This is a genomic window from Brevundimonas albigilva, from assembly GCF_023573565.1.
Lineage (GTDB): Bacteria > Pseudomonadota > Alphaproteobacteria > Caulobacterales > Caulobacteraceae > Brevundimonas > Brevundimonas albigilva.
Map to the genome: position 1 here is coordinate 1977904 of NZ_CP097649.1, position 26783 is coordinate 2004686.

Genomic DNA, 26783 nt, shown 5'->3' on the forward strand with positions numbered 1-26783 from the left:
CGTGACGCTAAAACGAAGGTTCTAAGACGAAGTGAACGCTGATCTTTTGCGCAATCAGGCGCTGTGCGCCGCTTCCGATGGCGTCAAGGCCTTGATCGACAGGGCGTGGACCGGGCCGGCCATCTCGTCCTTCAGCAGGCCGTTGACCATGCGCTGGCGCTCCACGCGCGACCGCCCCTCGAAATCGTCCGAAACGATCACCAGATTGAAGTGGCTCTCGCCGCCCGGCCGCGCGTCCATGCCGCCTTCATGATGGTGGCCGGCGTGGCGCCAGCTGTCGTCCTCCAGTTCCAGCCGCTGCGGCGACAGGGCCGCCGTCAGCTTTTCCCGGATTTTCGCGGCGACGGGGCCGTCAGACATGATCGTTTCCTTGATGGCGTCCAATTCGGGACTACACTTCGGCTGATGTCCGCTTCCTTTCAATACAAGCCGCGCTTCACCGACATTCGCGTGAAGCCGCCCAAGCCCGAGGAAGAGGCCGCCCAGGCCGACGTCCTGCACCTGAAGCCGGGCGAAAAGCCGTGCCAGTGGCCCGACTGCCGCAAGGCCGCGACCGCCAGGGCGCCCAAGTCGCGCGAGCGGCTGAACGACTTCTACGAATTCTGCCAGGTCCACGCCGGCGAATACAACAAGGGCTGGAACTTCTACGCCGGCATGAGCGAAGGCGAGATCCGCGCCGCCCAGGAGAACGAGGCGATGACCGGCGGCCGCCCGACCTGGGAGATGAAGGCCGGCAAGCTGAGCCGCGAAGCGGCGGCCTTCGCCGCCAAGATGGGAACGGCCAACACCGGCGGCTCGGGCTCCTGGCGCGACAGCTTCGGCCTGTTCGGACGCCGCGGCGACCAGGCGACGGCGGCGCCGGCCGAGGATCGGCGCATCGGGAAGCTGGAGCGCGCGGCCCTGGCGGACCTGGACCTGGACCCCGGCGCCGACAAGGCGGCGGTCAAGGCGCGCTATCACGAGATGCTGAAGCGGTTCCACCCCGACACCAACGGCGGCGATCGCGGCGCCGAGGCGAAACTGCAGCGGGTTATCAAGGCCTGGAAGACGCTGAAGAAGGCGGGCCTAGCCTGATGGGAAACAAAAAGGCCGGTTTCCACCAAGGTCGACGGCCTTCGTTGCGCCCGTCACCCGGTCCTCGGTTGATCCTGTCGGCCTTAACGCCTATTCCGCCGCGCTAACGCCCTCCCCCTTCAAGGATCCCGTCATGGCCGAAGTCAAAGAGACGCCGCAACTGCTTCACCTCGTCATCGGCGGCGAACTGCGCCATCTGCACGAGCCGGTGTTCCGCGACCTGTCCCAGGTCGAGTTCGTGGGCGCCTACGGCAGCTACGACGAGGCCAAGAAGGCCTGGAAGGCGCGCGCCCAGGCCACGGTGGACAACGCCCATATGCGCTACTTCATCCTGCACGCCCACAAGCTGATCGACCCGCGCGGCGAGGGCTGATGGTTGCGGGGCGGAACGTCCGCCCCGCCCCGCGCGCTTGCCTGCCGCGATCCAGCGCCGGCCGACCGCCGGCGGCGAAAGGGCGTTGCACATGAACCTCGACGGCCAACAGATATTCCAGCTCGTCAGCCTGCTGTGCGTGCTGGCGCTGTTCATGGTCAATCTGCGCGGCCAGATCCGTTATCGACGCTGGTTCAAGCGCTGGGAGGCCCAGCGCAAGGCCCGGCGCGACGCCGAGCAGGCGCGGGACGGCGGAACCGACGATCGGCCGTCGTCGGGCCCGTGGGGCTGACGCCCTATTCGCGGCGCAGCAGGCGTTCCGTCAGCAGGGTGCCCCACCAGCCGGCCTTGAACTCGGCCCGGATCGCCTTGGGATCATAGGCGTCGCTGTCCACCCAGTCGATGAAGGACACGCCCCGAGGCTCCACCTCGCGCACATACTTCTCCAGCGTGAAGTCCAGCACCCCGGTCAGCCCCTCGCGGTGGTGCAGGTATTTCTTCGACAGCTCGCGCATGGCCAGGGAGATCGGTTCTCCCAAATGGAAATGCCTGTAGAGCACCGCCATCATTCCGGCCCGGTCCGCGCCCGACTTGCAATGGATCAGCGCGGGATATTGGATCGTGCGGAACAGGTCGCGCGCGCGATGGATGCGGTCGCGTCCCGGCGCGTCGCGCGAATCCAGCGGCGCATCGATCATCGTCAGGCCCAGCCGTTCGCAGGCGTCGCGCTCAAGCCAGTAATAGCCTTCGTCGCGCTGGCCGCGCAGGTTGATGACGGTGCGGACGCCCTTCTTCTTCCAGTACGCCAGCTGGCGCGGCGACGGCTGGTTCGTGCGCACCAGGTCCGGCCCCAGCCAGTGCGCGTTGGAGAAGGCCAGGCGAAGGAAGGCGTGGTCGGCCCAGAAATAATGCCAGTGCGCCCGAAAACGCCCCATGCTGGTGGAAAGATCGAAACGCCCCATATCCGCGCCCATAGCGAACCCCAGCGCCCGCGTCATCACCCACGGGTTGACTTGGACCGCCAGCCGTCCGACCGAGAGCCGATGACCGTCCCCGCCGCCCCCGAGTCCCTGCCGCTGCGCGCCCTGCTGGGCCGGATCTGGCGGGACTATCTGTCCCGCAACAAGCTGGCGCTCGTCACGGCCATGATCTGCGCGGGCGTGGCCGGCGCCCTGTCGGCGGTGCTGCTGGGCCTGCTGGAACCGGCGGTGAACGGCCTGTTCGTGCCCGGCGGGGGGCCGGTGCGGCTGTTCAATATGGTCAGTCTGAACGACGCCCAGGCCCTGGCGTGGATTCCCGTCACCATCGTCGCGGTGGCCATGGTTCGGACCTTCGCCTCTGCCGGGCAGTCGGCGCTGATCAACCGGCTGGGCCACGGCATCGTCGGCGACATCCAGGTGCGGCTGTTCGCGGCCATGATCCGCGCCGACCTGGCGCGGCTGCGGGCCCAGCATTCGGGAGCCTTCGTCTCCACCGTCCTCTATGACGCCAACCTGGTGCGCGAGGCCTTCACCTCGGGCGTGGTCAACTACACCCAGCACGGCCTGACCCTGATCGCGGTCATCCTCTACATGTTCTGGATCGACTGGAAGCTGGCGATGGTGGTGATGCTGGGCATCCCGGCCGTCGCCCTGATCCTTCGCCGCTTCGGCCGCAAGACGCGCAAGGCGGCCAGGGGCGCCATGGCCGAGAGCGAGGCTCTGTCCACCGCCCTGATGGAGAATCTGGACGGCGTCCGTCTGATCAAGATCGAGAACCGCGAGGCCGCCGAAGAGGCGCGCGTGGCCCAGGTCGTCGCCCGCCGCCAGCGCCACGTCATCAAGGGCGCCAACGCCCGCGCCTTCGCCGGCCCCGCCAGCGACCTGGTGGCCTATTCCGTCGTCGCCGCGGTGATGGCCTATGCCGGATGGCAGGCGCAGCAAGGCGTGATGGACGTGGGCGAGTTCGCCGCCTTCATCGGCATGTTGCTGGCCGCCGGTCAGTCGCTGCGCCAGGTGACCAATCTGGCCACCGTGATGAGCGAGGGCTTGACGGCGGCGCGCCGGCTGTTCGCCGCCCTGGACATCCAGCCCGAGATCCGGGAAGCCAGCCACGCCGCCGCCCTGCCCCCCGGACCGGTCGAGGTGGTGCTGGACGACGTCTCCTTCGCCTACGCCCCCTCGCGCGAAGGCGTCGCCCCGACCCTGGATCACGTCGCCATCCACATCGCGCCGGGCGAGACCGTGGCCCTGGTCGGCCCCTCGGGCGGCGGCAAGAGCACGATCCTGAGCCTGTTGCCGCGCTTCTATGACGTCACCGGCGGCGCGGTCCGCCTGAACGGCGTGGACATCCGCGACCTGCAACTGCCCGACCTGCGCGACCACATCGCCCTGGTGACGCAGGAGCCCTTCCTGTTCGACGACACCATCGCCGCCAACATCGCCTATGGCCGCACGGATGTGTCCCAGGACCAGATCGAGGCGGCGGCCCGCGCGGCCGCGGCCCACGACTTCATCGTCGGCCTGCCGGACGGCTACGACACCCGCGCGGGCGAGGCGGGGGTGCGCCTGTCGGGCGGCCAGCGTCAGCGCATCGCCATCGCCCGCGCCTTCCTGAAGGATGCGCCCGTTCTGTTGCTGGACGAGGCCACCAGCGCGCTGGACACCGAGAGCGAGGCCCTGGTCCAGGCGGCGTTGGAGCGGCTGATGCAGGGCCGCGCCACCCTGATGATCGCCCACCGCCTGTCGACGGTCCGGAACGCCGACCGCATCTATGTGCTGGACGGGGGCCGCGTGGTCGAACAGGGCGCGCATGACGATCTGGTCGCCCAGGGCGGCCTGTACGCCCGCCTGGCCCGCCAGCAGTCGCTGGACGGAGCGCCCAGCCTGGAGACCGTGGCGTGAGGCCGCTGCGCAACCCGGCCGTCCAATCCGCCCTGGCCTGGATCCTGGCGCAATGGATGCGGTTCTGTTTCGCCACCATCCGGTGGACGCACGAGAACCAGGCCGCCGCCGAACAGGTCTGGGCCCAGGGCGGCGGGGTGCTGTGCGTGTTCTGGCATTCGCGCATCGGCTTGTCGCCGTCCTGCTGGCCGCTTCACCGCGCCCAACCGGCCAAGGCGCTGATCTCGCTTTCGGCCGACGGGGAGTTCATCGCCAAGGCCGTGGCGCGCCAGGGCTTTCCGGCCGTGCGCGGCTCTTCGGCGAACAAGGACAAGGCCGACCGCGCCAAGGGCGGGTCGCAGGCCCTGCGTGACGGACTGAAGCAGTTGAAGGTCGGCGCCCTGGCCATCACCCCCGACGGCCCGCGCGGCCCCGCCAACGTCATGGCCGAGGGGACCACCCTGCTGGCCAAGCTGTCCGGCGCGCCCGTGCTGCTGATCGGCATGAGCTGCCATCCGGCCATACGCCTGGACAGCTGGGACCGCGCCGTCCTGCCCCTGCCGTTCGGCAAGGGCGCCATCGTCTGGGATCGGGTCGACTATCCGGCTGGGGCCGAGCCCGCGGCGGTCGTCGCCGACTGGACCGCGCGGCTGAATGCGGTGGAGGCCCGCGCCGACGCCCTGACCGGCCTGGGCGTGTGAGGCCGCCCGCGTGACGCCGCTTCCCCTGCTCCTCTATCGCCTGGCGACGCGGCTGCTGGAGCCGCTGGCCCCGCGCCTGCTGGACGCCCGCGCCGCCCGCGGCAAGGAGGATCCCGTCAGGGTCGATGAACGCCTGGGCGTGGCCGGCGCGGCCCGCCCACCGGGCCCCCTGGCCTGGCTGCACGGGGTCAGCGTGGGCGAGACCCTGTCCCTGCTGCCGCTGGTGGCGCGCCTTCGCGCGGTGCGTCCGGACGTGACCGTTCTGGTCACTTCCGGCACCGTGACCTCGGCGCGCATCCTGGCGGACCGCCTGCCGCCCGGCGTCATTCACCAGTACGCCCCCGTCGACGGCCCGGGCGTGGTCGCCGCCTTCCTGGACCACTGGCGGCCGGATCTGGCGGTGTTCGTCGAGAGCGAGCTCTGGCCCAACCTGCTGCTGGAGGCGCGCCGGCGCGACGTCGCCCTGGCGCTGGTCAGCGCGCGCCTGACCCAGGCCACCGCCGAGCGATGGGCGCGCTTCCCCGCCTCGGCCCGGCGCGTGACCTGCGCCTTCGACCTGGTCATGCCCCAGGACCGCGCTTCGGCCGAACGGCTGGAGGCCATGGGCGCTCGCGTCGACGGCCTGGTCAATCTGAAGCTGGCGGGCGATCCCCTGCCCTTCGACAAGGCCGCCTTCAGCCGCCTCAGCGCCGCCGTGGGCGACCGCCCGGTCATCGTCGCCGCCAGCACCCATGAGGCCGAGGAGGCCGCCATCGTCCGCGCGCTGGACGCCCTGCCCGGCCGCAACTGCCTGATCCTCGCCCCCCGCCATCCGGAGCGTGGCCCCGCGATCGAGGCGGCCCTGCGGCGCGACGGCTATCGCCTGGCCGTCCGCTCGCGCGGGGAACAGCCGGACGGCGACACCGACCTCTACCTGGCCGACACCCTGAACGAGATGGGCCTGTTCCTGCGTCTGGCCGATGTGGTGGTGATGGGCGGCTCCTTCGCCCCCGCCCTGGGCCTGGCCCCCGTCGGCGGTCACAATCCGCTGGAGCCGGCGCGTCTGGCCAAGCCGGCCGTGACCGGGCCGGACGCCTCCAACTGGGCGGCGGTCACCGAAGCCCTGGTGCGCGCGGGCGGGCTGGCGGTCGTGGACGCGCCGTCCGACCTGCCCGGCGTCCTCGGACCTCTGCTGGCCTCGCCCGATGCGGCCAAGGCCATGGGCGAGCGCGCCCGCCGCGCCGCCGCCGAGGCCAACGGCGGTCTGGACCTGCTCTGGAGCCGTCTGTCCGCCCTGCTGCCGCCCGCCGAGGCCCGACGGCGATGAAGCTGAACACGCCCCGCTGGTGGTATCGCCGCCAGCCCGACCACGCGCGCATCTCCCGCGCCTTGCTGCGTCCCCTGGGCTGGATCTGGGCCGGCGTCACCGCCCGTCGCATCGCCCGCGCCGCGCCGGTCGATCCCGGCTGTCCCGTGATCTCGGTCGGCAATCTGACCGTCGGCGGGTCGGGAAAGACGCCGGTGGCGCGCGAGATACTGCGCCTGCTGCGCAGCGGCGGCCTGGACGCCCAGGCTTTGTCGCGCGGCTACGGCGGATCGCTGGAAGGTCCGGTTCGCGTCGATCCGGCCCTGCATCGGGCCGCCCAGGTCGGCGACGAGCCTCTGATGCTGGCGCAAGGGGCGCCGGCCTGGATCGCGCGCGACCGCGTCGCCGGCGCCCGCGCGGCCGTGGCGGCGGGGGCCCAGGCCCTGGTGCTGGACGACGGGCACCAGAACCCGGCGCTCCGGAAGACGATCAGCCTGATCGTCGTCGACGGAGAGACGCGCGACGACGAATGGCCCTTCGGCGACGGCGCCGTCTTCCCGGCCGGTCCGATGCGCGAACCGCTGGCCGCCGGCCTGGCGCGGGCCGACGCGGTGGTGATCATGCTGCCGACGGATGTCGACACGGCCGATCCCGAACTGCTCGCCCTGTTCGGCGACCTGCCGGTCTTCACCGCCCGCCTGACGGCCGAGACGCCGCCGCCGCCCGGTCCGCAGGTCGGCTTCGCCGGCATCGCCAAGCCCTGGAAGGTCGAGCGCTCGCTGATCGCGGCGGGCTGCGACCTGGCCGACTTCGTCCCGTTTCCGGACCACGCCGCCTATCGGCCCGAGCAGCTCCGTTTCCTGCAGGACCGCGCGGCCACCTTCGACGCGGGCCTGGTCACCACCGAGAAGGACTGGGTGCGGCTGCCCGCCGACTGGCGCGCCAGGATCGCGGCCTGGCCGGTCGTCGCCCGCTTCGACGACGCCCTGACCTTCACCGCCTTCCTGACCGGCAGGCTTCAGTCGGCGCGGTAGATCACCCCGCCCTTCATCACGAAGCGCATCCGCTCCAGTTCGGTCACGTCCGTCAACGGATCGCCCGCCACCGCGACGATGTCGGCGGGCCTGCCGGGCGCGATCTTGCCGGCCTCGCCGGAGATGCGCAGATGTTCGGCGGCGCCGACGGTGGCGGCCTGGACAGCCTCCAGCGGGGTCAGGCCGGCGCGGACCAGCAGCGCGAACTCCTGGGCGTTGTCGCCGTGGGCCGAGACGCCGCTGTCGGTGCCGAAGGCGATCCTGACCCCGCCCTCGTGCGCGCGCCGCGCCATGTCCAGCATCCTCGGCCCCGCCTCCAGCGCCTTGGCCGTCTGAGCCGGCGTGAAGAAGTTGTCCGGCCCCGAGGCGATGCGGGCGACGAAATCACCCGCCAGCAGGGTGGGCACCAGCCAGGCGTCATGCTGCTTGAACAGCTGGATCGACTGGTCGTCCAGATAGGTGCCGTGCTCGATGGAATCGCCCCCCGCGCGCAGGAAGGCGTTGATGCCGTCCACGCCGTGGGCGTGGGCGGTGACCTGGCGGCCCATGCGATGGGCGCTCTCGACGATGGCGGCCAGTTCCGGATCGCTGAACTGCTGGGCCAGTCCAGCGGCGGTGTTGGACAGGACGCCGCCCGTGGCCGTGATCTTGATGATGTCGGCCCCGGCCCGCACCTGGGTGCGGACGGCGCGCATGCAGTCCTCGGGCCCCGAACAGATGCTTTCGGACGACAGCAGGTGCATGACGTCCTCGCGGTAGCCGTTGATGTCGCCGTGACCGCCGTGGATCGACACGGCCGAGCCGGCGGCGATGATGCGCGGCCCCGGCACGTCGCCGCGCCGGACTGCCTCACGCAGGGCGAAGATCGCCTCATTGCTCGCGCCCAGATCCGCCACGGTGGTGAAGCCCGCCATCAGGGTGCGCCGGGCGTAGCGGGCGCCGACCATCGCCTGGTCGGCGTCCGACTGGGTCACGTTCTCCAGGCGCGCATTGGGATTCTGCTGGCCGGTCAAGTGGACGTGGCTGTCGATCAGGCCGGGCAGGACGAAGGCCTCGCGCAGATCGACGACGCGGCCCTGCGAGGCGTCGCCGACGAACCCGTCGCGCGTCTCGACGACTTGGTTCCCGCGGATCACGAGAGTTTTATCGCGCTGCACAACGCCGGTTTCCGGGTCGGCCAAAAGCCGCCCCACTTCCAGGAACGTCGTCGTCTGATCGCCGGAAATCGCCGACTGGACGGGGTTTGACGTGCAAGCGCCGGCGTCGCCGCCGCCACAATCATCGCCGCAAACAAGCCAAGCCGTTTCATGAATCCCCTCCGAATCAATGGCTTCACCGTGCGCCTGGGCGCGTTTCGGCCCAAGGCTCAGGTTGCCTCCCGAGAAACCTTTTGAAACAAATAGCGCCTAAGAACAAACCGCAACGAGGGCGTCGCATGCGGCTATCGAGACGAGGGCTGATCCTTGGCGGATCGGCGATGCTGGCGGGATGCGCCAGCGCCAGGGCCACCCCCATCGTGACCGCGCAGGCCGCGCCTGTAGTCCCGACCGCCGCGCCCAGCGCGGCGCCGGCTCCGGCCATTCAAACCGCCAACCTGACCGCGCCCCCGCTCGATCCACGCGGTCGCGTGCGCAAGGACCTGATGGAGCGCGCCATGGCCGCGCTGGACATCCATCACCGCCGCCTGCCGCTGCGCGACCGGATGTATCTGGTCGATTTCCAGAAGTTCTCGGGCGATGAGCGCCTCTACGAGGTCGATCTGGAAGGCGGCCAGGTGACGGTCCTGCGCACCTGCCACGGCCGGGGCTCGGATCCGTCGCACACCGGCTACGCCCAGCGCTTCTCGAACACGCCCGATTCCAACATGTCTTCGGTCGGCGCCTACGCCACCGCCGGCGCCAGCTGGGGATCGCAGCAGGGGCCGAACGTGCTGCTGGACGGGCTGGAATACACCAATGACAAGGCCCGCGAGCGCGCCATCATCATCCACGGCGCCGACTACGCCGACCCGGATTTCCTGGCGCGCGAGGGCAAGCTGGGCCGCAGCTACGGCTGCTTCTCGGTCGCCCACGCCGATCTGCCCGACCTGCGCGAGCGCATGGGTCAGGGCCGCCTGCTGTTCGCCTGGGCCTGATCGGCTTGCGGTCCTGGGGCGCCGAGATGCGTCGCGCCGCGTGACCGCGCGATCTCGACCTGACGCTGACGCTCGGCGTAGCCCTGTCGCTGGTCCTGGTCGCGGGTGTCGTGGCAGCGGTCGCAGCAGACGCCTTCGACATAGTTCGCCGACGCTCGGCCCGCCGGGCTGACCGGCATCCGACATCCCCGGCATAGGGTGTGGCGCCCCTGGGCCAGGCCGTGCCCCACGGCCACCCGCTCGTCGAAGACGAAGCATTCGCCGCGCCACAGGCTGTCATCCTTAGCCACCGTCTCCAGATAGCGCAGGATCCCGCCCTCCAGGTGATGCACCTGGTCGACCCCTTCGGCCTTCAGGAAGGCCGTCGCCTTCTCGCAGCGGATCCCGCCGGTGCAGTACATGGCCACTCGGCGCGCGCCGCTCTGTTGCAACAGCGCCCGCCCCTCGCCCCGGAACCAGTCGGGAAAGTCGCGGAAGCTGCGGGTGTTGGGCTGGACGGCCCCCTCGAAGGCGCCGACGTCGCCCTCGTAGTCGTTGCGCGTGTCGATCACGAGCGTCGTGGGATCGGCGATGAGGGCGTTCCAGTCCTGGGCCGCCACATAGACGCCGGCCTGCCGCGCGGGGTCCAGGTCGGGCTGGCCCATCGTCACGATCTCGCGCTTGATTCGGACCTTCAGCCGCAGGAAGGGCGCGACATCCGTGCTGGCGAATTTCACGTCCAGATCGGCGAAGCCCGGCATGGCGCGAATGACGGACAGAACCTCGTCCACCCCCGCCGCCGGGCCGGCGATGGTTCCGTTCAGGCCCTCATGGGCGACCAGCAGCGTGCCCCGCACCTCGCCCGCTTCGCAGGCCGAAAGCAGGCGATCGCGCACGGCCTCTCGGTTCTCGATCGGGGCGAACCGGTAGAGGGCGGCGACCCGGAAACCGCCTTGCAGGGTCCCGGCTGGCTCCACTCAGCCCCGCTCCAGCGCGCGCCAACCGATGTCGGTGCGATTGAATCCGCCCGGCCAGTCGATCTTGCGGATCGCGTCATAGGCCCGCTCGCGCGCCTGGGCGATGTCGTCGCCCTCGGCGCAGACGTTCAGCACCCGCCCGCCCGCGGCGCACAACTGGCCGTCGTCGCGCCGCTTGGTCCCGGCGTGGAACACCTGGACATGAGGGCCGAAATCCTGCTCGGCGCCGCGGATGATCGAGCCTTCCAGCGGGCTGTCGGGATAGCCCTTGGCCGCCATGACGACGCAGATGACCGTCTGCGGCTTGAAGCTCGGCGCCGGCAGGCCCGAGACATCGCCGCGCGCGCATGCCAGCAGATAGGGCACGATGTCGCCGGCGAAGCGCATCATCAGCACCTGGCATTCCGGGTCGCCGAAACGGGCGTTGAACTCCACCACCTTGGGGCCGTCATGGGTGGCCATCAGGCCGGCGTAGAGCACGCCGCGATAGGGCGCCCCTTCCTCGGCCATGCGGGCGACGGTCGGCTGGACGATGCGGTCGTTCGCCTGCCGCACCAGGTCGGGCGTGAAGACCGGGGCCGGCGAATAGGCGCCCATCCCCCCGGTGTTCGGGCCCAGATCGCCGTCGAAGGCGCGCTTGTGATCCTGCGCCCCGCCGAACAGCAGGGCCCGCTGGCCGTCGCACAGGGCGAACAGCGAGCCTTCCTCGCCGTCCATGAACTCCTCGATCACCACCCGTGCGCCCGCCGCGCCGAAACGGCCGCCCAGCATCCGCTCGATCTCGGCCTCGGCGTCGGGGCGGTCGGGGCTGATCGCCACCCCCTTGCCGGCCGCCAGGCCGTCCGCCTTGATGACATAGGGCGGCTTGAAGACGTCCAGCGCCGCCTTGGCGTCTTTCACCGTGTCATAGACGCCATAGCCGGCGGTCGGGATCTCGTGTCGCTCCAAGAACGCCTTGGAGAAGGCCTTGGACGTTTCCAGCTGCGCCGCCTTGGCGGTGGGTCCGAAACAAGGCACGCCCAGCGCCGCCAGCCGGTCGGCCAGGCCCGCGGCCAGGGCGACCTCGGGCCCGACGACGACCAGATCGGCCTTGATCTCACGCGCCAGGGCGGCCAGCCCCTCGGCGTGGTCCGCCTTCACCGCGCGCAGTTCGCACAGCGCCTCCATGCCGGGATTGCCCGGAGCGGCGACAAGCCGCGTGGTCAGCGGCGACTGGGCGATCTTCCAGGCCAGGGCGTGTTCGCGCCCGCCCGATCCGACGAGGAGGATGTTCATGCCCCGGACATGACCGGCCCGGATCGGCCGGTCAAGCGCCGGAAACGCTTAACGGGCCGGGGCTTGGGCGGCGCCGGTCGGCATCATGCCGGGCGTCCACGCCGGCAGCGCCTGCAGCTGGGCCAGCGTCAGCTGCGTCGTCAGGTCCTTTTCGCCGTTGCGGTCGACGGACGAGAGGTCGCCGACGGGAACCACGACCTCCAAGTCGCCGGGCCCTTCCAGATCGACGACGATGTGGGTCAGCCGGCCTTGGGCGTCCAGCACCAGCGTCTCGACGTCGCCCAGATCGGTGTTCGCCTCCGACAGCAGGTCCGCGTCCTCCAGCTGTTCGCGCGTCATGCCGAACGCCAGGGCGGCGCTTGTCGTCGCGGCGTCCGCCCGCGTTTCCGAAACGGGTTGCGGGGCGGCGTTGGGCGCAGGCGCCTGCACCACGTCGTCGTCACGGTCGGAACAGGCCGCGGCGCCGACGAGGCACAGGACGGCGGCGAGGGATGTGAGGCGCTGCATATCTCGTTCTTTCCTTTTTCAGAGCACCGCCGAGACGACATAGACGGCCACCCCCAACAGGATGACGCCGAAGATCAGCAGCCAGGGGCTCATGGCTCCGCCCTCGCCGCTTCGGCGCTGAAGACCACGCTCGCGCGGCGAACGGTCCTCGGGATCTGTGCCTTGCGGGTCGACGGGCATGAAGGAGCGAACGGCGAGGCGGCCAAGCCGTTCCCGCGCGGATCGACGCAGGCTAGAGTGCGCGCATGAGCGACGACTCCTATGTGTTCGAAGGGCCGGCCGATCCGCCTGCCCCACGCGACAACAATCCGCCCCTGTCGATTTCGGATCTGTCCTTCGCCCTGAAGCGCACGCTGGAGGAGCGCTTCGGCCACGTCCGGCTGCGTGGCGAGATTTCCAAGGTCAACCGCCATGCCTCGGGCCACGTCTATCTGACGCTCAAGGACGACAAGGCGGCCATCGACGGCGTCGTGTGGAAGGGCGCCGTGCGCGGCCTGGGCGTCCAGCCCGAAACGGGCCTGGAGGTCATCGTCACCGGAAAGATCACCAGCTACCCGGCCCGGTCCTCCTACCAGATCGTGATCGAGAGCATGGAGGCCGCCGGGGCCGGCGCCTTGTTGGCTCAGCTTGAACGGCTGAAGGTCCGCCTGCGCGAGGAAGGTCTGTTCGACCCGGCGCGCAAGAAACCCCTTCCCGCCTTCCCCCGCACCATCGGCGTCATCACCAGCCCGACCGGGGCGGTCATCCGCGACATCCTGCACCGGATCGCCGAGCGCTGGCCCTGCCGGGTCATCGTCTGGCCGGTGGTGGTCCAGGGAGACGCCGCCTGCGGCCAGGTGGCCGCCGCCATTCGCGGCTTCGACGCCCTGCGGCCCGGCGGTTCGGTCCCGCGTCCCGATCTGCTGATTGTCGCGCGCGGCGGCGGCTCGGTCGAGGATCTGTGGTGCTTCAACGACGAGGGGCTGGCCCGCACCGTCGCGGCCGCCGCCATCCCGATCATTTCCGCCGTCGGGCACGAGACGGACACCACCCTGATCGACTTCGTGTCGGACCGGCGCGCGCCGACGCCGACGGGCGCGGCGGAACTGGCGACGCCGGTCCTGAACGACCTGCGCTACGCCGTGGCGGACCTGGACCGGCGCCTGGTCCAGGCGGGCGGGCGGCTGATCGAGGATCGCCGCACCCGCCTGCGCGCCGTCGCGCGCGGCCTTCCGGCGCGGCCCGAGGACCTGCTGGCCCTGGCGCAGCAGCGGCTGGACCACGCCGGCAGCCGGTTGGAATCCGCCCTCACCCGCCACGCCGCCGAAAAGCGGCACCGGCTGGTCGGCGTCGCCGCGCGCCTGGGGCCGGGACTGCTGGACCGCGTCATCGAGCGCCGGCGCGACCGACTGACCGCGCTTGAGCCGCGTTTCCGCCCCGCCGTGGACCGCCGCCTGGTTCGCGATCGCGACCGGCTGACCGCCCTGTCCCGCGCCCTGACCAGCCTGGACCCGTCCCGCCCCAAACCCGGTTTCGCCCGCGTCGAGGATGTCGAGGGGCGCTGGGTGACATCGGCCGCGGACCTGTCGTCCGGCCAGGCCGTGTCCCTGGTGTTCGGCGACGGCGCCCGCGCGGCGGTCGTCGACGCGGACCCGCCGTCGGCGGCCCCGCCCGCAGCGCCCCGCGGCGCCCCCCCGCGCACGCCACGACCGCGCCCGGCGGCGTCCGGCCAGGGCGACCTGTTCTGATCGGCGGCGATTTCGCCCCTCCCCCGTGCGGCCGCTTCCTGCTAAGCGCGCCTCTTCCGTCGCCCGTCGAAAGCGCAGAATGAAGATTTCCCGCCTCGCCCTGGCCGCCTACGGCTTCGCCCTCGCGGTCATCGTCCTGGATCAGTTGACCAAGGCCTGGATCATCAGCGGCGTCTCGCTGCACGAGGTCGGCCAGGTCCCGGTCCTGCCGCCGATCCTGAACTTTAGCTGGGTCGAGAACACCGGCGTCAGCTTCGGCCTGTTCGGCGGCGGCGAGGCGCGGTGGGGTCTGACGATCTTCTCGCTGGTGGTTTCCGCCGGCCTGGCCTGGTGGGCGCTGAAGGCCGACCGCCGGCTGCTGGTCACGGCGATCGGCCTGGTCATGGGCGGCGCGCTGGGAAATGTCATCGACCGCGTGCGCTTCGGCTATGTCGTGGACTTCATCGACTTCTCCGGCACCGGCGTCTTCCCGTGGGTTTTCAACGTCGCCGACAGCGCCATCACCATCGGCGTCGTTCTGCTGATCATCGACAGCCTGAAGTCCGAACGCGCGGCTCCGGTTGGCGCAGCCCCTGAAAAGTCGTAATCACCCCGTCTTCACTATTGCGAACCGCGCCCGCCGGGCGCCCGCGCAAGCCGAGTCGAGCCTGAATCCATGCGTCATCGCAGCGTCGCCGTCCTGACCCTCGCCGCCTCCGCCCTGGCCCTTTCGGCCTGCGGCAGCATCCGCCAGGGCGTCGGCCTGTCCAAGGTCGTGCCGGACGAGTTCGTCACCGTCTCCACCGCCCCCCTGACCGTGCCGCCCGAGTACGGCCTGCGCCCGCCGGCCCCCGGCCAGCCCCGTCCCCAGGAGCTGGCGCCCGAAAGCGCCGCGCGCCAGATCCTGCTGGGTCAGCGCCAGGCCATCACCCGCACCCCCGGCGAGCAGGGCCTGGTCGCCCAGGCCGGCGCCGACCAGGCCGACCCCCTGGCCCGCTACGTCATCGACGACGAGTTCGGCGACATCGCCCACAAGGACGAAAGCTGGGCCAATCGCGTGATGTTCTGGCGCAAGGACGACGCTTCGACCCAGGCCGCCACGGTCCGCCAGACCGCCGACGGCCAGCAGACCATCGATCCGGCCAGCGAGGCCGCGCGCCTGCAGGCCCTGACCGGCGGTCGCGAAGGCATCACCATTTCGCCCCGCCGCGAAGGCGGCTTCAAGCTGCCGGGTCTGTGATCCCATCCGGGCGGGGCCGCCGCTCCTCCCGCCGTTTGCCGCGCCTCGCTTTAGCCGCTATCAGCGACGAGCGTTGCGCGGTCGGGCGCCGATCGTCGCGCGCCGCCCTGTTCGCTGTCGGAAAAATAAGCTGATGCGTCGCGCCCTTACCGCCCTGGCCGCCCTGTCTGTCGCGGCCGCTCTCGTCCCCGCCGCCGCCCAGGCCCAGACGTCGCCGCGCGACCGCCAGTCGGGACAGCAGGCGGAACCGGAGCAGCGCTCGCGCGCGCCGCGCATCGCCCCGCTGCGGCGTCGCGCCAACGCCGGCCCCTGCCCCTATGTGAAGGTGCTGTACGACGCCGCCCGCTACGTCGAGCTGGCCGACGACCGGGCGACCATCGCCAACGTCGGCTACACCGGCGAGATCGAGGGCGTCAGCGCCGACTGCGAGTATCGCGAATCCGACCCGATCCGCCTGGACATGCAGATCCTGTTCGATCTGGGCCGCGGCGCCCAGGCGACCGGCGACCGCAAGACCTATCGCTATTGGGTCGCCGTCACCGAACGCAACAGCGCCGTCCTGGCCAAGGAATATTTCGACCTGCCGGTCGACTTCCAGGGTCAGCGCGAGACCTCGGTTCGCGAGGAACGCACCATCGTCATCCCGCGCGCCGACGTCAGCACCAGCGGTTCGAATTTCGAAGTCCTGGTCGGTTTCGACGTCACCCCCCAGATGGCCGAGTTCAATCGCTCGGGCAGCCGCTTCCGGGTGAACGCCGGCGCGCCCCAGACGCAGACGCCGCCGAGCCAGTAAGATGCCTGACCTGAAGACCGTCCTGAGCGAAGCGGTCGGCGCCGCCTTCGCCGCCGAAGGCGTGGACACGGCCCTGGCGCGCGTCACCCCGTCCGACCGCCCCGACCTGGCCGATTTCCAGTCGAACGGCGCCCTGGCCGCCGCCAAGGCGCTGAAGGCCAATCCGCGTGAGCTGGCCGGCAAGGTCGCCGCGCGTCTGGCCGGCGATCCCCGCCTAGCCTCGGTCGAAGTGGCCGGACCGGGCTTCATCAACCTGAAGCTTTCCGACGCCGCCCTGGCCCAGCGCGCCGCAGAGGTCGCCGCAGATCAGGCCCACGCCGGCGCGGCCGTCGTCGCCGATCCGCGCAAGGTGGTCATCGACTACGGCGGCCCGAACGTGGCCAAGCCGATGCACGTCGGCCACCTGCGCAGCGCCATCATCGGCGAGAGCCTGAAGCGGCTGTTCCGCTTCCGCGGCGACCACGTCACCGGCGACGCCCACTTCGGCGACTGGGGCTTTCAGATGGGCCTGCTGATCACCGCATGCGGCGACGAAGGGCTGGCTGACGCCTTCATGGTTCCGGGCGACGGCCCCTTCCCGACCGCCAGTCCCGTGACCCTGGCCGACCTGGACCGCCTCTATCCCCAGGCCGCCGCAAAGGCCAAGGAAGACCCCGCCTTTCGCGACCGCGCCCGCAAGGCCACCGCCGAGCTGCAGGCCGGACGGCCGGGCTATCGTGCGCTGTGGTCCCATTTCGTGGCCGTCAGCCGCGAGGCGCTGAAGCGCGAATACGGCGACCTGTCGGTCGATTTCGACCTGTGGAACGGCGAAAGCGACGCCGATCCCCTGATGGACGAGATGATCGCTCATCTGAAGGCGGCCGGCCTGCTTGTCGAGGACGACGGCGCCCAGGTGGTCCACGTCGCCCGTCCCGGCGAGACCCGCAAGAAGAAGCTGGCCGACGGCTCGGTGATCGAGGCGCCGTCCCCGCCGCCGCTGCTGGTCATCAGCTCCGAAGGCTCGGCCATGTACGGCACGACCGACCTGGCGACGATCCTTGACCGCAAGAAGGCGTTGGCGCCGGACCTGGCGCTTTACGTCGTCGACGAACGCCAGGCCGAGCATTTCGAACAGGTCTTCCGCGCCGCCTATCTGGCCGGCTACGCCGCGGAGGGGTCGCTGGAGCATCTTGGCTTCGGCACGATGAACGGCCAGGACGGCAAGCCCTTCAAGACCCGCGCGGGCGGCGTGCTGAAGCTGCGCGACCTGATTGACCAGGCGACGGAAAAGGCGCGCGAGCGCCTGCATGACGCCAAGCTGGGCGACGATCTACCGGCGGACGAGTTCGAAGCTATCGCCCACAAGGTCGCGATCGCCGCGCTGAAGTTCGCGGACCTGTCGAACGCCCGCACCACCAGCTATGTTTTCGACCTCGACCGCTTCATGAGCTTCGAGGGCAAGACGGGGCCTTACCTGCTGTACCAGGCGGTCCGCATCAAATCGCTGCTGCGCAAGGCCGCCGACCAGGACGTGACCGCCGGCCGGATCGCCATCGCGGAGCCGGCTGAGCGGGACCTGGCGCGGACCCTGGACGCCTTCTCGACCGCCGCTTCGGACGCCTACGACAAGCGCATGCCGCATCTCGTGGCCGAGCACGCCTATCGCGTGGCCCAGTCCTTTTCGAAGTTCTACGCCGCCTGCCCGGTGCTGGTCGCGCCGGACGAGGCCACGCGGCGTTCGCGCCTGGCCCTGTCGGCGGCGGCCCTGCTCCAGCTCGAAAAGGCGCTGGACCTGCTGGGCATAGAGACGCCCGAACGGATGTAGCGGTCAGTCCGACGTTTGGTCTTCGGAGAAGGCGTCGTCCACCTCGTCCTCGGTGATCCGCTTCTTGGGATCGCCCGGCTGGCCCAGGTTCTGCTCCTCGGTGCCGTCGCCCATGACGCCAGGGGTGGTGTTGATCTTCGGCTCGTCTTGTTTGTCAGCCATGACAATGCTCCTGTTGCACCCTGCTGAACGTGCGCTGCGCCGCGCCGTTCCTCCCACGCTCGCGAGTTCCCGATGACCCCATCCGCCGATCTGGACGCCTATATCGCCGGCCTGCCCAAGGCCGAGCTTCACCTCCATATCGAGGGCTCGCTGGAGCCTGAACTGATGTTCGAGCTCGCCCGGCGCAACGGCGTCGCCATCCCCTATGACAGCGTCGAGGCGGTGCGCGCGGCCTACGACTTCTCGAACCTGCAGGACTTCCTGGACATCTATTACGCCGGCGCCGCCGTCCTGCTGACGCGGCAAGACTTCGAGGACCTGGCCTTCGCCTACTTCCAGCGCGCCGCCGCCGACAACGTCCGCCACGCCGAGATCTTCTTCGATCCCCAGACCCACACCGACCGCGGCGTGCCCTTCGGCTTGGTGGTCGAGGGCCTGATTGCGGGAATGGATCGGGCCAAGGCCGAGTTGGGCGTGTCCAGCGGGCTGATCCTCAGCTTCCTGCGCCACCTGACCGAGGAAGAGGCCTTCGCCACCCTGGACGCGGCCAAGCCCTATCTGCACCACTTCATCGGCGTGGGGCTGGATTCATCCGAGGTCGGCCACCCCCCATCCAAGTTTCAGCGCGTCTTCGCCGCCGCCCGCGACCTGGGCCTGAAGCTGTGCGCCCACGCCGGCGAAGAGGGCCCGCCAGCCTATGTCCATGAGGCGCTGGACCTGCTGCACATCGACCGGATGGACCACGGCAACCGCTCGATGGAAGACGAAGCTCTGATCGAACGGCTGGCGCGCGAGCAGATGACCCTGACCGTCTGCCCGCTGTCGAACCTGAAGCTGTGCGTCGTCGATGACCTGAAGAACCATCCCGTGCCCCAGATGCTGCGTCGGGGCCTGCACGTCACCCTGAACTCGGACGACCCGTCCTATTTCGGCGGCTATGTGAACGACAACTACAGCCGCCTGGCCGAAGCTGTGGGCCTGACCCACGAACAGGTCACCCAGTTAGCGCGAAACAGTTTCGAAGGCGCGTTCCTGCCCGAGGCCGACAAGGCGGCGCGGATCGCAGAGGTGGACGCCTACGCCCGTTCAGCCGGGGTTCTTGGCTAGAAGGCGTTCAGCAGTTCGGCCGCTTCAACCTCGACCACGCCCAAGGCTGCGAAACGGCTCTGAGCCGCCGCCTCGGTCTGCGGCGCGATCGCGCGGCTGGCGTCGCGGATAACGGCCGCCTCGAACCCCTCGCGCACCGCGTCCTCGGCAGTGAAGCGGACGCAGTAGTCATAGGCCAGGCCGCACAGGAAGACGCGGGCGACCCCGAGTTCGCGCAACAGGCCGCTCAGGCCCGTCGGCGTCCGGCGGTCGTTCTCGAAGAAGCCGGAATAGCTGTCGACCGCGGGATTGCAGCCCTTGCGAATGACGGCGAGCGCCCTGCGCACGGCCGGCGCCGCGTCCGGGTGGAAGTCGGCGCCCGGCGTCCCCTGGATGCAGTGGTCCGGCCACAGCATCTGGCGGCCGTAGGCGACCTCGATCTCGGTGAAGGGCGTCGCGCCCGGATGGTTGGAGGCGAAGGAAATCTGGTCCGGCGTATGCCAGTCCTGAGTGACGATAACCCGCTCGAACCGCTCCGCCAGCCGGTTGATCGCCGGCATGATCCCCGCCCCGCCCTGGACCGCGAGGCTGCCGCCCTCGCAAAAGTCGTTCTGCGGGTCGATGACCAGAAGCGCGTCGTCGGGGCCGATCCTCATGGTCAAACGCCGGCGTAGGCGTCGATCTCGTTGGCCGAACCCAGCGCCACCGGGATGCGCTGGTGCAGCTGCTCGGGTTGCACGTCCAGGATGGCCTGCGTCCCGTCCGTGGTGGCCTTGCCCCCGGCCTGTTCGACCAGCAGGGCCATCGGATTGCCCTCGTACATCAGGCGCAGCTTGCCGGGCTTTTCCGGTTCGCGCCTGTCCCAGGGGTAGAGGAACACCCCGCCCCGCATCAGGATGCGGTGCACGTCGGCCACCATGGCCGCGACCCAGCGCATGTTGAAGTTCTTGCCGCGCGGGCCGTCCGCCCCCTTCAGCACGCCGTCGACATAGCGCTGCACCGCCTCCGACCAGTGGCGCTGGTTCGACATGTTGATCGCGAACTCCTTCGTGTCCGGCGAAACGGCGATGGCGTCATGCGTCAACCGCCATTCCCCGTCCGCCGACAAGGTGAAGCCCTTCACGCCCGAACCCGTCGTCAGCACCAACATCGTCTGGGCGCCGTACAGGGCGTAGAGGGCCGCGACCTGGCTGCGGCCGGACTGCAGGAAGTCGGCCTCGGTCGGCGTCCCCTGCGGCGCCCTCAGCACCGAGACGATGGTCCCGACAGGCGCGTTGATGTCGATATTGGACGATCCGTCCAGCGGGTCGAACAGGGCCAGGTAGTCGCCCGCGTGGTCCGCCGGCTGAACCGTCTCCATCTCCTCGGACGCCACCCCCGCCACGGCGTGACAGGCCAGCAGCGCCGCGGTCAGGATGTCGTTTGAGATGACGTCGAGCTTCTTCTGCTCCTCGTCCTGGACATTCACGGCGCCCGATGCGCCCAGCGCGCCGACCAGCGCCCCTTCCGCCACCACCTTGCGGATGTCGACGCACGCGCCGGCGACGACGCGCAGCACCGTCTTCAGGCCTTCCGGCGCATCCAGCGTCCCTAGGTGATCGTCCAGGCTGATGCGGTCGGTCATGGCGGATCCTGCGTATGGCTGTTGGTTCTTGCGTTCATGGCGGGCCGGCCGCCGGGCGGCAACCGCCGCGCACGAAAAAGGGACGCCCGGGGGCGTCCCTCTCCCGTCTCTCCGCCGTGGCGGATCAGATCGGCAGGATGGCCGTGCCGAAGGCGCGCTTCAGTTCGTGCGCGGCGAAGGTCTGGGCCGCCATGGCGTCGGGCAGGACCTGCGCCATGCCGAAGAACTCGTGCGTCGAGCCGTGGAAGGTCTTCTGACGGACGTCGACGCCCGCCTGCTCCAGCTTTTCCGCCAGCAGTTCGCCTTCGCTGCGCAGCGGGTCGATCTCGGCGCAGATCACCGTCGACGACGGCAGGCCGATCAGGTCGGCGTTCTCGACCAGATTGATGCGCGGGTCCTGGGCGTCGCCCTCGTTCTCGAAGATGTGCTTCACGAACCACTGCATCATCGGCTTGTTCAGCGGCTTGGCCGTGGCGTTCTCGACATAGGAGGCGTTGTCCATGTCCACGCCCGCGACCGGATAGACCAGCACCTGATGCACCGGCGCCGGCAGGCCCGCGTCCCGCGCCATCAGCGACACGCCGATGGCCAGGTTCCCGCCCGCGCTCTCGCCCATGACGGCCACCTTCTGCGGGTCGCCGTGGAAGCTCTGGGCGTTGTCCAGGACCCAGCGATAGGCCGCCAGGGCGTCGTCGTGCGCTGCGGGGAATTTGTGCTCGGGCGCCTGGCGATAATGCACGGACACCACGATGACGTCGGCCATCTTGGACACGCCTCGCGGGCCGCCGTCATAGACGTCCAGGTCGGCGATCACGAAGCCGCCGCCGTGGAAATAAACCACGACCGGATGCAGCTTGTCCTCGGAATGCGCGTGCGGCTTGTAGATGCGGGCCTGAAGCGGGCCGGCGGCGCCGGGGATGGTGATGTCGGTCGTCTTCACGCCCAGGTCGTCGGCGGGATCCTTGCCGGCCTTGCGCAGCAGGGATTTCACGGCGTCCGTGGGCGTCGGCTGCCGGCGCGCCTCTTCCGGCGACAGGGTTTCGATCGGCTTGGGGTTCAGGGACGCCAGTTCGTCCAGCACCTTCTTCATCGGCGCGTCGGGCTTGGCGGGATGGTCGCGCGGCGTGTCGGATTCGCCGAACAGCTTGTCAAGGATCGACATTTTGTTTGTCCTGGGTTTCGAGCGGGGGTCTCGCCATGGGAAACCGCCACGCGCCATGTCGTTCCAGTCCCGGCCCGTTCGGCTTGACTTCCGCCCGGAGTCGGTGGCTTAGGTCGGACGCTCTCGCGGGAGAGATCGGGGCCGGCGAACCGGGCTCGACGCCGAAGGCGCAACCGCCCCGGAAACGCTCAGGCAAAAGGACCGCGAAGCGCGATAGACGCTGGAAAGTCGCCGTATGGCGCGCCGACGGAGCAAGGCGGTCCCGACCGCCGGAATCTCTCAGGCTTCAGGACAGCGGGGGCGCGAGACCGGCGGGCGACCGCTCCCACCCGCGACCCCGAGAGTCCGAATGACCGACGACACGCTGAAGACCACGCCCCTCAACGCCGCGCACAAGGCGCTGGGCGCCCGCATGGTCGGCTTCGGCGGCTATGAGATGCCGGTCCAGTACGAAGGCGTCCTGGCCGAGCATCGCTGGACCCGCGAGCACGCGGGCCTGTTCGACGTCTCGCACATGGGCCAGTGCCGCATCTCCGGCGACGACGCCATCGCTCAGTTCGAGCGTTTCGTTCCCGGCGACTATCAGATCCTGAAGGCCGGCAAGCAGAAGTATTCCTTGCTGCTGAACGCGGACGGCGGGATCATCGACGACCTCATGGCTGGCCGTCCCGACCACGACGGCCTGTTCGTGGTCGTCAACGCCGGCAACAAGGACGAGGACTTCGCCTTCTGGAACGCCAACCTCGAAGGCGACGCGAGGCTCACGGTGCTGGACCGCGCCCTTCTCGCCATCCAGGGCCCCGAGGCCGCCGAGGTCATGGCCGCGCACGAGCCGGTGCTGGCCGAGATGGGCTTCATGGAATGCGCCCGACTGATCCTGTTCGGCGTGGACTGCTTCGTCTCCCGCTCGGGCTACACGGGCGAGGACGGCTATGAGATCTCCGTCCCGACGGACCAGGCCGAACGCGTCTGGAACACCCTGCTGGAGGACGCCCGCGTCAAGCCGATCGGCCTGGGCGCCCGCGATTCCCTGCGCCTGGAGGCCGGCCTGCCGCTGCACGGCCACGACATTGACCCAACCACTTCGCCCGTCGAGGGCGCCCTGACCTTCGCCCTGTCCAAGTCGCGCAAGGAACGCGGCGACTTCAACGGCGCCGAACGCATCCTGAAGGAGCTGGCTGACGGCCCCGCCCGCGTCCGTGTCGGCCTGGTCGTCAAGGAGGGCGCCCCCGCCCGCGAAGGCGCCGAGATCGCCGACGCCGACGGCAACGTCATCGGCAAGGTCACCTCGGGCGGCCCCTCGCCCAGCCTGGGCAAGAACATCGCCATGGGCTACGTGCCGCCCGCCTTCGCCGCGCTGGGCACGGCGCTCAAGGTGGTCGTGCGCGGCAAGCCCGCCGCGGCCGAGGTCGTCGACATGCCCTTCGTGGCGCAACGCTATTATCGCAAACCCAAGGCCTGAAGGATCAGACCATGAAGTTCACCAAGGATCACGAGTGGGTCAGCCTGGACGGCGACATCGCCACCGTCGGCATCTCCAAGCACGCCGCCGACGCCCTGGGCGACGTGGTGTTCGTCGAGGTGCCCGAGGTGGGCAAGACGGTCTCCAAGGGCGACAGCTTCGCCGTGGTCGAGAGCGTCAAGGCGGCGTCGGACGTCTACGCCCCCGTCTCGGGCGAGGTGGTCGAGGCCAACGACGCCCTGTCGACCGCGCCTGAAACGGTCAATTCGGCCCCCGAGGCCGACGGCTGGTTCGCCCGGATCAAGGTCTCCGACGCCGGCGAGCTGGACGCCCTGATGGACCAGGCCGCCTACGACGAGTTCCTGAAGACCCTCTGAGTTCCCAGGGCGCTCTTGTCATCCCGGCCGAAGCGAAGCGGAGAGCCGGGGCGGACGAGCCGCCAGCCTTCCTGGTCCCGGAGAGCGCAGCTCATCCGGGACACGCCGACCGCCCTCCCCTTGTCCCGGTTCAGCCCTTCGGGCCGACCGGGACGGACCATTGAAAGCCCATCCCGTCCCGGCTCTCCGCTTCGCTTCGGCCGGGATGACAAGCGGAATGTGAACATTAGATGCGTTACCTCCCCCTGACGCCCGACGACCGCACGGCGATGCTCGCCGCCATCGGCGCCGACTCCATCGACGACCTGTTCATCGACGTGCCCCAGGCGGCGCGGCTGGACGGCCCCGTGGACCTGCCGCGCGTGGCGGGCGAGCTGGAGGTGGAGCGCGCCCTGTCGGCCATGGCGGCCAAGAACGCCACGGCCGGCGCCGTGCCCTTCTTTTGCGGCGCGGGGGCCTACAAGCACCACGTCCCGGCGACCGTGGACCATGTGATCCAGCGGTCGGAGTTCCTGACCAGCTACACCCCCTACCAGCCGGAAATCGCCCAGGGCACGCTGCAGTACCTTTACGAGTTCCAGACCCAGGTCGCGAACCTGACCGGCATGCCGGTCGCCAACGCCAGCCTCTACGACGGCTCCACCGCCATGGCCGAGGGCGTGCTGATGGCGACGCGCGTGACCCGCCGCAACAAGGCGGTGATCTCGGGCGGCGTTCACCCCCACTACGTCAAGGCGACCGAGACCGTGGTCCACGCCGTCGGCGTCGAGACCCAGGTCCTGGCCCCGGCCGTCGACGCCGAGGCCGCCGTCATCGACCAGATCGGTCCCGACACCGCCTGCGTCGTCGTCCAGACCCCTAACGTCTTCGGCACGGCGACCGACGTGACCCGGATCGCCGAGGCCGCTCACGCCGCCGGCGCCCTGCTGATCGTCGTGGTGACCGAGGCCGTGTCCATGGGCCTGCTCAAGTCGCCCGGCGAGATGGGGGCCGACATCGTCGCGGCCGAGGGCCAGTCGATCGGCAATGCGCTCAACTTCGGCGGCCCCTACGTCGGCCTGTTCGCCACCCGCGAGAAGCTGATCCGCCAGATGCCCGGCCGCCTGACCGGCGAGACCGTGGACGCCGACGGCGAGCGCGGCTTCGTCCTGACCCTGTCGACGCGCGAGCAGCACATCCGCCGCGACAAGGCCACGTCCAACATCTGCACCAACTCAGGGCTCTGCACCCTGGCCTTCACCATCCACATGAGCCTGCTGGGCGAGACGGGGCTGCGGAAACTGGCCCTGTTGAACCACGAGAAGGCCGTGGCGACGCGCGACGCCCTGGCGGCGATCCCCGGCGTCGAGGTGCTGACCCCGCGCTTTTTCAACGAGTTCGCGATCCGCCTGCCCAGGAACGCGGCCCAGGTGGTCGACACCCTGGCCGGCCACCACATCCTGGCGGGCGTGCCCTACAGCCGCCTGGCGCCCGACGCCGGCATGGACGACGTCCTGCTGGTCGCCGCGACCGAGACAACCCTGGACCACGACATCAAGCTCCTGGCGGCTTCGCTCGCCAAGGTGCTGGCGGCCTGAGCGGGAGACAGACCATGAGCACCATGAACACCGTCGGCCGCCCGACCGCCCCGAACGCCGTCGATCACGACTACAAGCATCCGACCCTGACCGGCGGGCGCGGCCTGCTGCAAGACGAGAAGCTGATCTTCGAGGGCGACGGCTGGGGCAAGACCGGCGTCGATCTGCCGGAACCCAAGACGGACGCCTCGGACCTGGGCGACCTGGTCCGCAAGGATCCGATCGGCCTGCCCGGCCTCAGCGAACCCGAGGCCATGCGCCACTATGTGCGCCTCAGCCAGAAGAACCACGCCATCGACCTGGCCATCTATCCGCTGGGTTCGTGCACGATGAAGCACAACCCGCGCCTGAACGAGAAGATGGCGCGCCTGCCCGGCTTTTCGGACATTCACCCGCTGCAGCCGCAGTCGACGGTGCAGGGCGCGCTGGAGCTGATGGACACCCTGGCCCACTGGCTGAAGACCCTGACCGGCATGCCCGCCGTGGCCCTGTCACCCAAGGCCGGCGCGCATGGCGAGCTGTGCGGCCTGATGGCCATCCGCGCCGCCCACGAGGCCTCGGGCCAGCATGAGAAGCGCCGCAAGGTCCTGGTCCCCACCAGCGCCCACGGCACCAACCCCGCCACCGCCGCCTTCGTCGGCTATTCGGTGGTGGAGGTGGCCCAGACCGACGACGGCCGCGTGGACGTCGCCGACCTGGCCGCCAAGCTGGGCGACGACGTGGCCGCCATCATGGTGACGAACCCCAACACCTGCGGCCTGTTCGAGCGCGACATCCTGGAGATCAGCCGCCTGACGCACGAGGCGGGCGCCTACTTCTACTGCGACGGCGCCAACTTCAACGCCATCGTCGGCCGGGTGCGCCCCGGCGACCTGGGCGTCGACGCCATGCACATCAACCTGCACAAGACCTTCTCGACGCCTCACGGCGGCGGCGGTCCGGGCGCGGGTCCGGTGGTGCTGTCGGAGGCCCTGGCCCCGTTTGCGCCCGCCCCCTGGGTCGTTCACGACGACAATGGCTACGCCCTGATCGAGCGGGAAGAGGGCGCCGCCGCCCAGGCCTTCGGCCGCCTGTGCGCCTTCCAGGGCCAGATGGGCATGTACGTCCGCGCCCTCAGCTACATGATGAGCCACGGTTCGGACGGCCTGCGCCAGGTCGCCGAGGACGCCGTGCTGAACGCCAACTACATCAAGGCCCGCCTTCAGGACCTGATGAGCCCGGCCTTCCCCGACGGCCCCTGCATGCACGAGGCCCTGTTCGACGACGAATGGCTGAAGGGCACGGACATCACCACGCTCGACTTCGCCAAGGCGATGATCGACGAGGGCTTCCACCCGATGACCATGTATTTCCCGCTGGTCGTCCACGGCGCCATGCTGATCGAACCGACAGAGACGGAGTCGAAAGCCGAACTGGACCGCTTCATCGAGGCCATGCGTCTGCTGGCCCAGGCGGCGAAGGCCGGCGACGTCGACCGCTTCAAGGGCGCGCCTTTCCACGCTCCCCTGCGGCGTCTGGACGAGACCCGCGCCGCCCGTTCGCCCGTGCTCCGCTGGACCGCGCCCGAAGGCTCCAACCAGGCGGCCTGAC

At 70.0% G+C, this 26783-nt stretch carries 29 protein-coding genes and 1 riboswitch; of the genes, 18 read left to right on the forward strand and 11 right to left on the reverse strand.

What is annotated here, in order from left to right; all coding sequences use genetic code 11:
* Positions 1 to 54: 54 nt before the first annotated feature.
* Positions 55 to 360, reverse strand: a complete 306-nt coding sequence (locus M8231_RS09870) for a BolA family protein (protein ID WP_249750117.1) — start codon at positions 358 to 360, stop codon at positions 55 to 57.
* Positions 361 to 405: 45 nt separating this feature from the next.
* On the opposite strand from M8231_RS09870, the gene M8231_RS09875 reads away from it, so the two are divergent.
* From M8231_RS09875 to M8231_RS09885, 3 genes are all read left to right on the forward strand, one after another.
* Positions 406 to 1074 carry a J domain-containing protein gene (locus M8231_RS09875; RefSeq protein WP_249750116.1) on the forward strand — a complete coding sequence of 223 codons (669 nt, stop codon included), beginning with the start codon at positions 406 to 408 and terminating at the stop codon, positions 1072 to 1074.
* A gap of 133 nt (positions 1075 to 1207) precedes the next feature.
* A complete protein-coding gene (locus M8231_RS09880; RefSeq protein WP_249750115.1) occupies positions 1208 to 1447 on the forward strand; it encodes a DUF4170 domain-containing protein in 240 nt (79 codons plus the stop codon).
* Between the two features lie 91 nt (positions 1448 to 1538).
* Positions 1539 to 1739, forward strand: coding sequence for a hypothetical protein (locus M8231_RS09885; protein WP_249750114.1), 201 nt, complete (start codon positions 1539 to 1541; stop codon positions 1737 to 1739).
* A 4-nt stretch (positions 1740 to 1743) separates the two neighbouring features.
* On the opposite strand, the gene M8231_RS09890 is transcribed toward M8231_RS09885, so the two are convergent.
* Positions 1744 to 2409, reverse strand: coding sequence for a protein tyrosine phosphatase family protein (locus M8231_RS09890; RefSeq protein WP_249750113.1), 666 nt, complete (start codon positions 2407 to 2409; stop codon positions 1744 to 1746).
* 81 nt (positions 2410 to 2490) lie between these two features.
* Between M8231_RS09890 and M8231_RS09895 the strand changes: the two genes are divergently transcribed.
* The 4 genes from M8231_RS09895 to lpxK are packed head-to-tail and all read left to right on the forward strand — an operon-like array spanning position 2491 to position 7328.
* Positions 2491 to 4329, forward strand: coding sequence for an ABC transporter ATP-binding protein (locus tag M8231_RS09895; protein WP_249750112.1), 1839 nt, complete (start codon positions 2491 to 2493; stop codon positions 4327 to 4329).
* Positions 4326 to 5009 carry a lysophospholipid acyltransferase family protein gene (locus M8231_RS09900; RefSeq protein WP_249750111.1) on the forward strand — a complete coding sequence of 228 codons (684 nt, stop codon included), beginning with the start codon at positions 4326 to 4328 and terminating at the stop codon, positions 5007 to 5009. Before M8231_RS09895 ends, M8231_RS09900 begins: the two co-directional genes overlap by 4 nt.
* A 10-nt stretch (positions 5010 to 5019) precedes the next feature.
* Positions 5020 to 6315 (forward strand): 3-deoxy-D-manno-octulosonic acid transferase, encoded by a 1296-nt coding sequence (locus tag M8231_RS09905; RefSeq protein WP_250201388.1) that lies wholly within the window; start codon positions 5020 to 5022, stop codon positions 6313 to 6315.
* Positions 6312 to 7328 carry a tetraacyldisaccharide 4'-kinase gene (gene lpxK / locus M8231_RS09910; RefSeq protein ID WP_249750108.1) on the forward strand — a complete coding sequence of 339 codons (1017 nt, stop codon included), beginning with the start codon at positions 6312 to 6314 and terminating at the stop codon, positions 7326 to 7328. Before M8231_RS09905 ends, lpxK begins: the two co-directional genes overlap by 4 nt.
* Here the strand turns inward: lpxK and M8231_RS09915 are convergent.
* On the reverse strand, positions 7313 to 8464 hold the full coding sequence (locus M8231_RS09915; protein WP_250201389.1) for a metal-dependent hydrolase family protein: 1152 nt from the start codon (positions 8462 to 8464) through the stop codon (positions 7313 to 7315). The two genes, lpxK and M8231_RS09915, sit on opposite strands and share 16 nt — an antisense overlap.
* A gap of 299 nt (positions 8465 to 8763) precedes the next feature.
* On the opposite strand from M8231_RS09915, the gene M8231_RS09920 reads away from it, so the two are divergent.
* Positions 8764 to 9462 carry a murein L,D-transpeptidase catalytic domain family protein gene (locus tag M8231_RS09920; protein WP_250201390.1) on the forward strand — a complete coding sequence of 233 codons (699 nt, stop codon included), beginning with the start codon at positions 8764 to 8766 and terminating at the stop codon, positions 9460 to 9462.
* On the opposite strand, the gene trhO is transcribed toward M8231_RS09920, so the two are convergent.
* The 4 genes from trhO to M8231_RS09940 are packed head-to-tail and all read right to left on the reverse strand — an operon-like array spanning position 9432 to position 12380.
* Positions 9432 to 10418, reverse strand: coding sequence for an oxygen-dependent tRNA uridine(34) hydroxylase TrhO (gene trhO, locus M8231_RS09925; protein WP_250201391.1), 987 nt, complete (start codon positions 10416 to 10418; stop codon positions 9432 to 9434). The genes M8231_RS09920 and trhO overlap by 31 nt on opposite strands.
* On the reverse strand, positions 10419 to 11693 hold the full coding sequence (purD, locus tag M8231_RS09930; protein ID WP_249750106.1) for a phosphoribosylamine--glycine ligase: 1275 nt from the start codon (positions 11691 to 11693) through the stop codon (positions 10419 to 10421).
* 48 nt (positions 11694 to 11741) lie between these two features.
* Complete coding sequence (locus tag M8231_RS09935; RefSeq protein WP_249750105.1) at positions 11742 to 12200, reverse strand: hypothetical protein; 459 nt, start codon at positions 12198 to 12200, stop codon at positions 11742 to 11744.
* A gap of 18 nt (positions 12201 to 12218) precedes the next feature.
* Positions 12219 to 12380 (reverse strand): hypothetical protein, encoded by a 162-nt coding sequence (locus tag M8231_RS09940; RefSeq protein WP_249750104.1) that lies wholly within the window; start codon positions 12378 to 12380, stop codon positions 12219 to 12221.
* A 65-nt stretch (positions 12381 to 12445) separates the two neighbouring features.
* Between M8231_RS09940 and xseA the strand changes: the two genes are divergently transcribed.
* The 5 genes from xseA to argS all read left to right on the forward strand — a co-directional run bounded on the left by xseA (position 12446) and on the right by argS (position 17743).
* A complete protein-coding gene (xseA, locus tag M8231_RS09945; RefSeq protein ID WP_250201392.1) occupies positions 12446 to 13927 on the forward strand; it encodes an exodeoxyribonuclease VII large subunit in 1482 nt (493 codons plus the stop codon).
* A 79-nt stretch (positions 13928 to 14006) separates the two neighbouring features.
* On the forward strand, positions 14007 to 14513 hold the full coding sequence (lspA, locus tag M8231_RS09950) for a signal peptidase II (protein WP_249750103.1): 507 nt from the start codon (positions 14007 to 14009) through the stop codon (positions 14511 to 14513).
* 69 nt (positions 14514 to 14582) lie between these two features.
* Positions 14583 to 15146, forward strand: coding sequence for a DUF3035 domain-containing protein (locus tag M8231_RS09955; RefSeq protein ID WP_249750102.1), 564 nt, complete (start codon positions 14583 to 14585; stop codon positions 15144 to 15146).
* A gap of 133 nt (positions 15147 to 15279) precedes the next feature.
* Positions 15280 to 15939, forward strand: a complete 660-nt coding sequence (locus M8231_RS09960; RefSeq protein WP_249750101.1) for a Tat pathway signal sequence domain protein — start codon at positions 15280 to 15282, stop codon at positions 15937 to 15939.
* A gap of 1 nt (position 15940) precedes the next feature.
* Positions 15941 to 17743 carry an arginine--tRNA ligase gene (gene argS / locus M8231_RS09965; RefSeq protein ID WP_249750100.1) on the forward strand — a complete coding sequence of 601 codons (1803 nt, stop codon included), beginning with the start codon at positions 15941 to 15943 and terminating at the stop codon, positions 17741 to 17743.
* 3 nt (positions 17744 to 17746) lie between these two features.
* Here argS and M8231_RS09970 read toward each other — a convergent pair whose 3' ends face one another.
* Positions 17747 to 17905, reverse strand: a complete 159-nt coding sequence (locus tag M8231_RS09970) for a hypothetical protein (protein ID WP_249750099.1) — start codon at positions 17903 to 17905, stop codon at positions 17747 to 17749.
* Positions 17906 to 17977: 72 nt separating this feature from the next.
* Between M8231_RS09970 and M8231_RS09975 the strand changes: the two genes are divergently transcribed.
* Positions 17978 to 19012, forward strand: a complete 1035-nt coding sequence (locus tag M8231_RS09975) for an adenosine deaminase (RefSeq protein WP_250201393.1) — start codon at positions 17978 to 17980, stop codon at positions 19010 to 19012.
* On the opposite strand, the gene pncA is transcribed toward M8231_RS09975, so the two are convergent.
* From pncA to M8231_RS09990, 3 genes are all read right to left on the reverse strand, one after another.
* Entirely contained in the window at positions 19009 to 19647 is a 639-nt protein-coding gene (pncA, locus tag M8231_RS09980) for a bifunctional nicotinamidase/pyrazinamidase (protein WP_249750098.1), read from the reverse strand. The genes M8231_RS09975 and pncA overlap by 4 nt on opposite strands.
* Positions 19648 to 19649: 2 nt before the next feature.
* The gene (locus M8231_RS09985) at positions 19650 to 20615 is read right to left on the reverse strand and encodes a class 1 fructose-bisphosphatase (RefSeq protein ID WP_249750097.1); all 966 of its coding nucleotides are present in this window, start codon (positions 20613 to 20615) and stop codon (positions 19650 to 19652) included.
* Between the two features lie 124 nt (positions 20616 to 20739).
* The gene (locus tag M8231_RS09990) at positions 20740 to 21777 is read right to left on the reverse strand and encodes an alpha/beta hydrolase (RefSeq protein WP_250201394.1); all 1038 of its coding nucleotides are present in this window, start codon (positions 21775 to 21777) and stop codon (positions 20740 to 20742) included.
* Positions 21778 to 21987: 210 nt separating this feature from the next.
* Positions 21988 to 22082, forward strand: a riboswitch (glycine riboswitch).
* A 44-nt stretch (positions 22083 to 22126) separates the two neighbouring features.
* Here M8231_RS09990 and gcvT point away from each other — a divergent pair.
* From gcvT to gcvPB, 4 genes are all read left to right on the forward strand, one after another.
* Positions 22127 to 23239, forward strand: coding sequence for a glycine cleavage system aminomethyltransferase GcvT (gcvT, locus tag M8231_RS09995; protein WP_250201395.1), 1113 nt, complete (start codon positions 22127 to 22129; stop codon positions 23237 to 23239).
* 11 nt (positions 23240 to 23250) lie between these two features.
* On the forward strand, positions 23251 to 23616 hold the full coding sequence (gene gcvH / locus M8231_RS10000) for a glycine cleavage system protein GcvH (RefSeq protein WP_249750095.1): 366 nt from the start codon (positions 23251 to 23253) through the stop codon (positions 23614 to 23616).
* Between the two features lie 230 nt (positions 23617 to 23846).
* On the forward strand, positions 23847 to 25193 hold the full coding sequence (gene gcvPA / locus M8231_RS10005) for an aminomethyl-transferring glycine dehydrogenase subunit GcvPA (protein WP_250201396.1): 1347 nt from the start codon (positions 23847 to 23849) through the stop codon (positions 25191 to 25193).
* A gap of 14 nt (positions 25194 to 25207) precedes the next feature.
* Positions 25208 to 26782, forward strand: coding sequence for an aminomethyl-transferring glycine dehydrogenase subunit GcvPB (gene gcvPB / locus M8231_RS10010; protein WP_250201397.1), 1575 nt, complete (start codon positions 25208 to 25210; stop codon positions 26780 to 26782).
* The last annotated feature ends 1 nt before the right edge of the window (position 26783 follow it).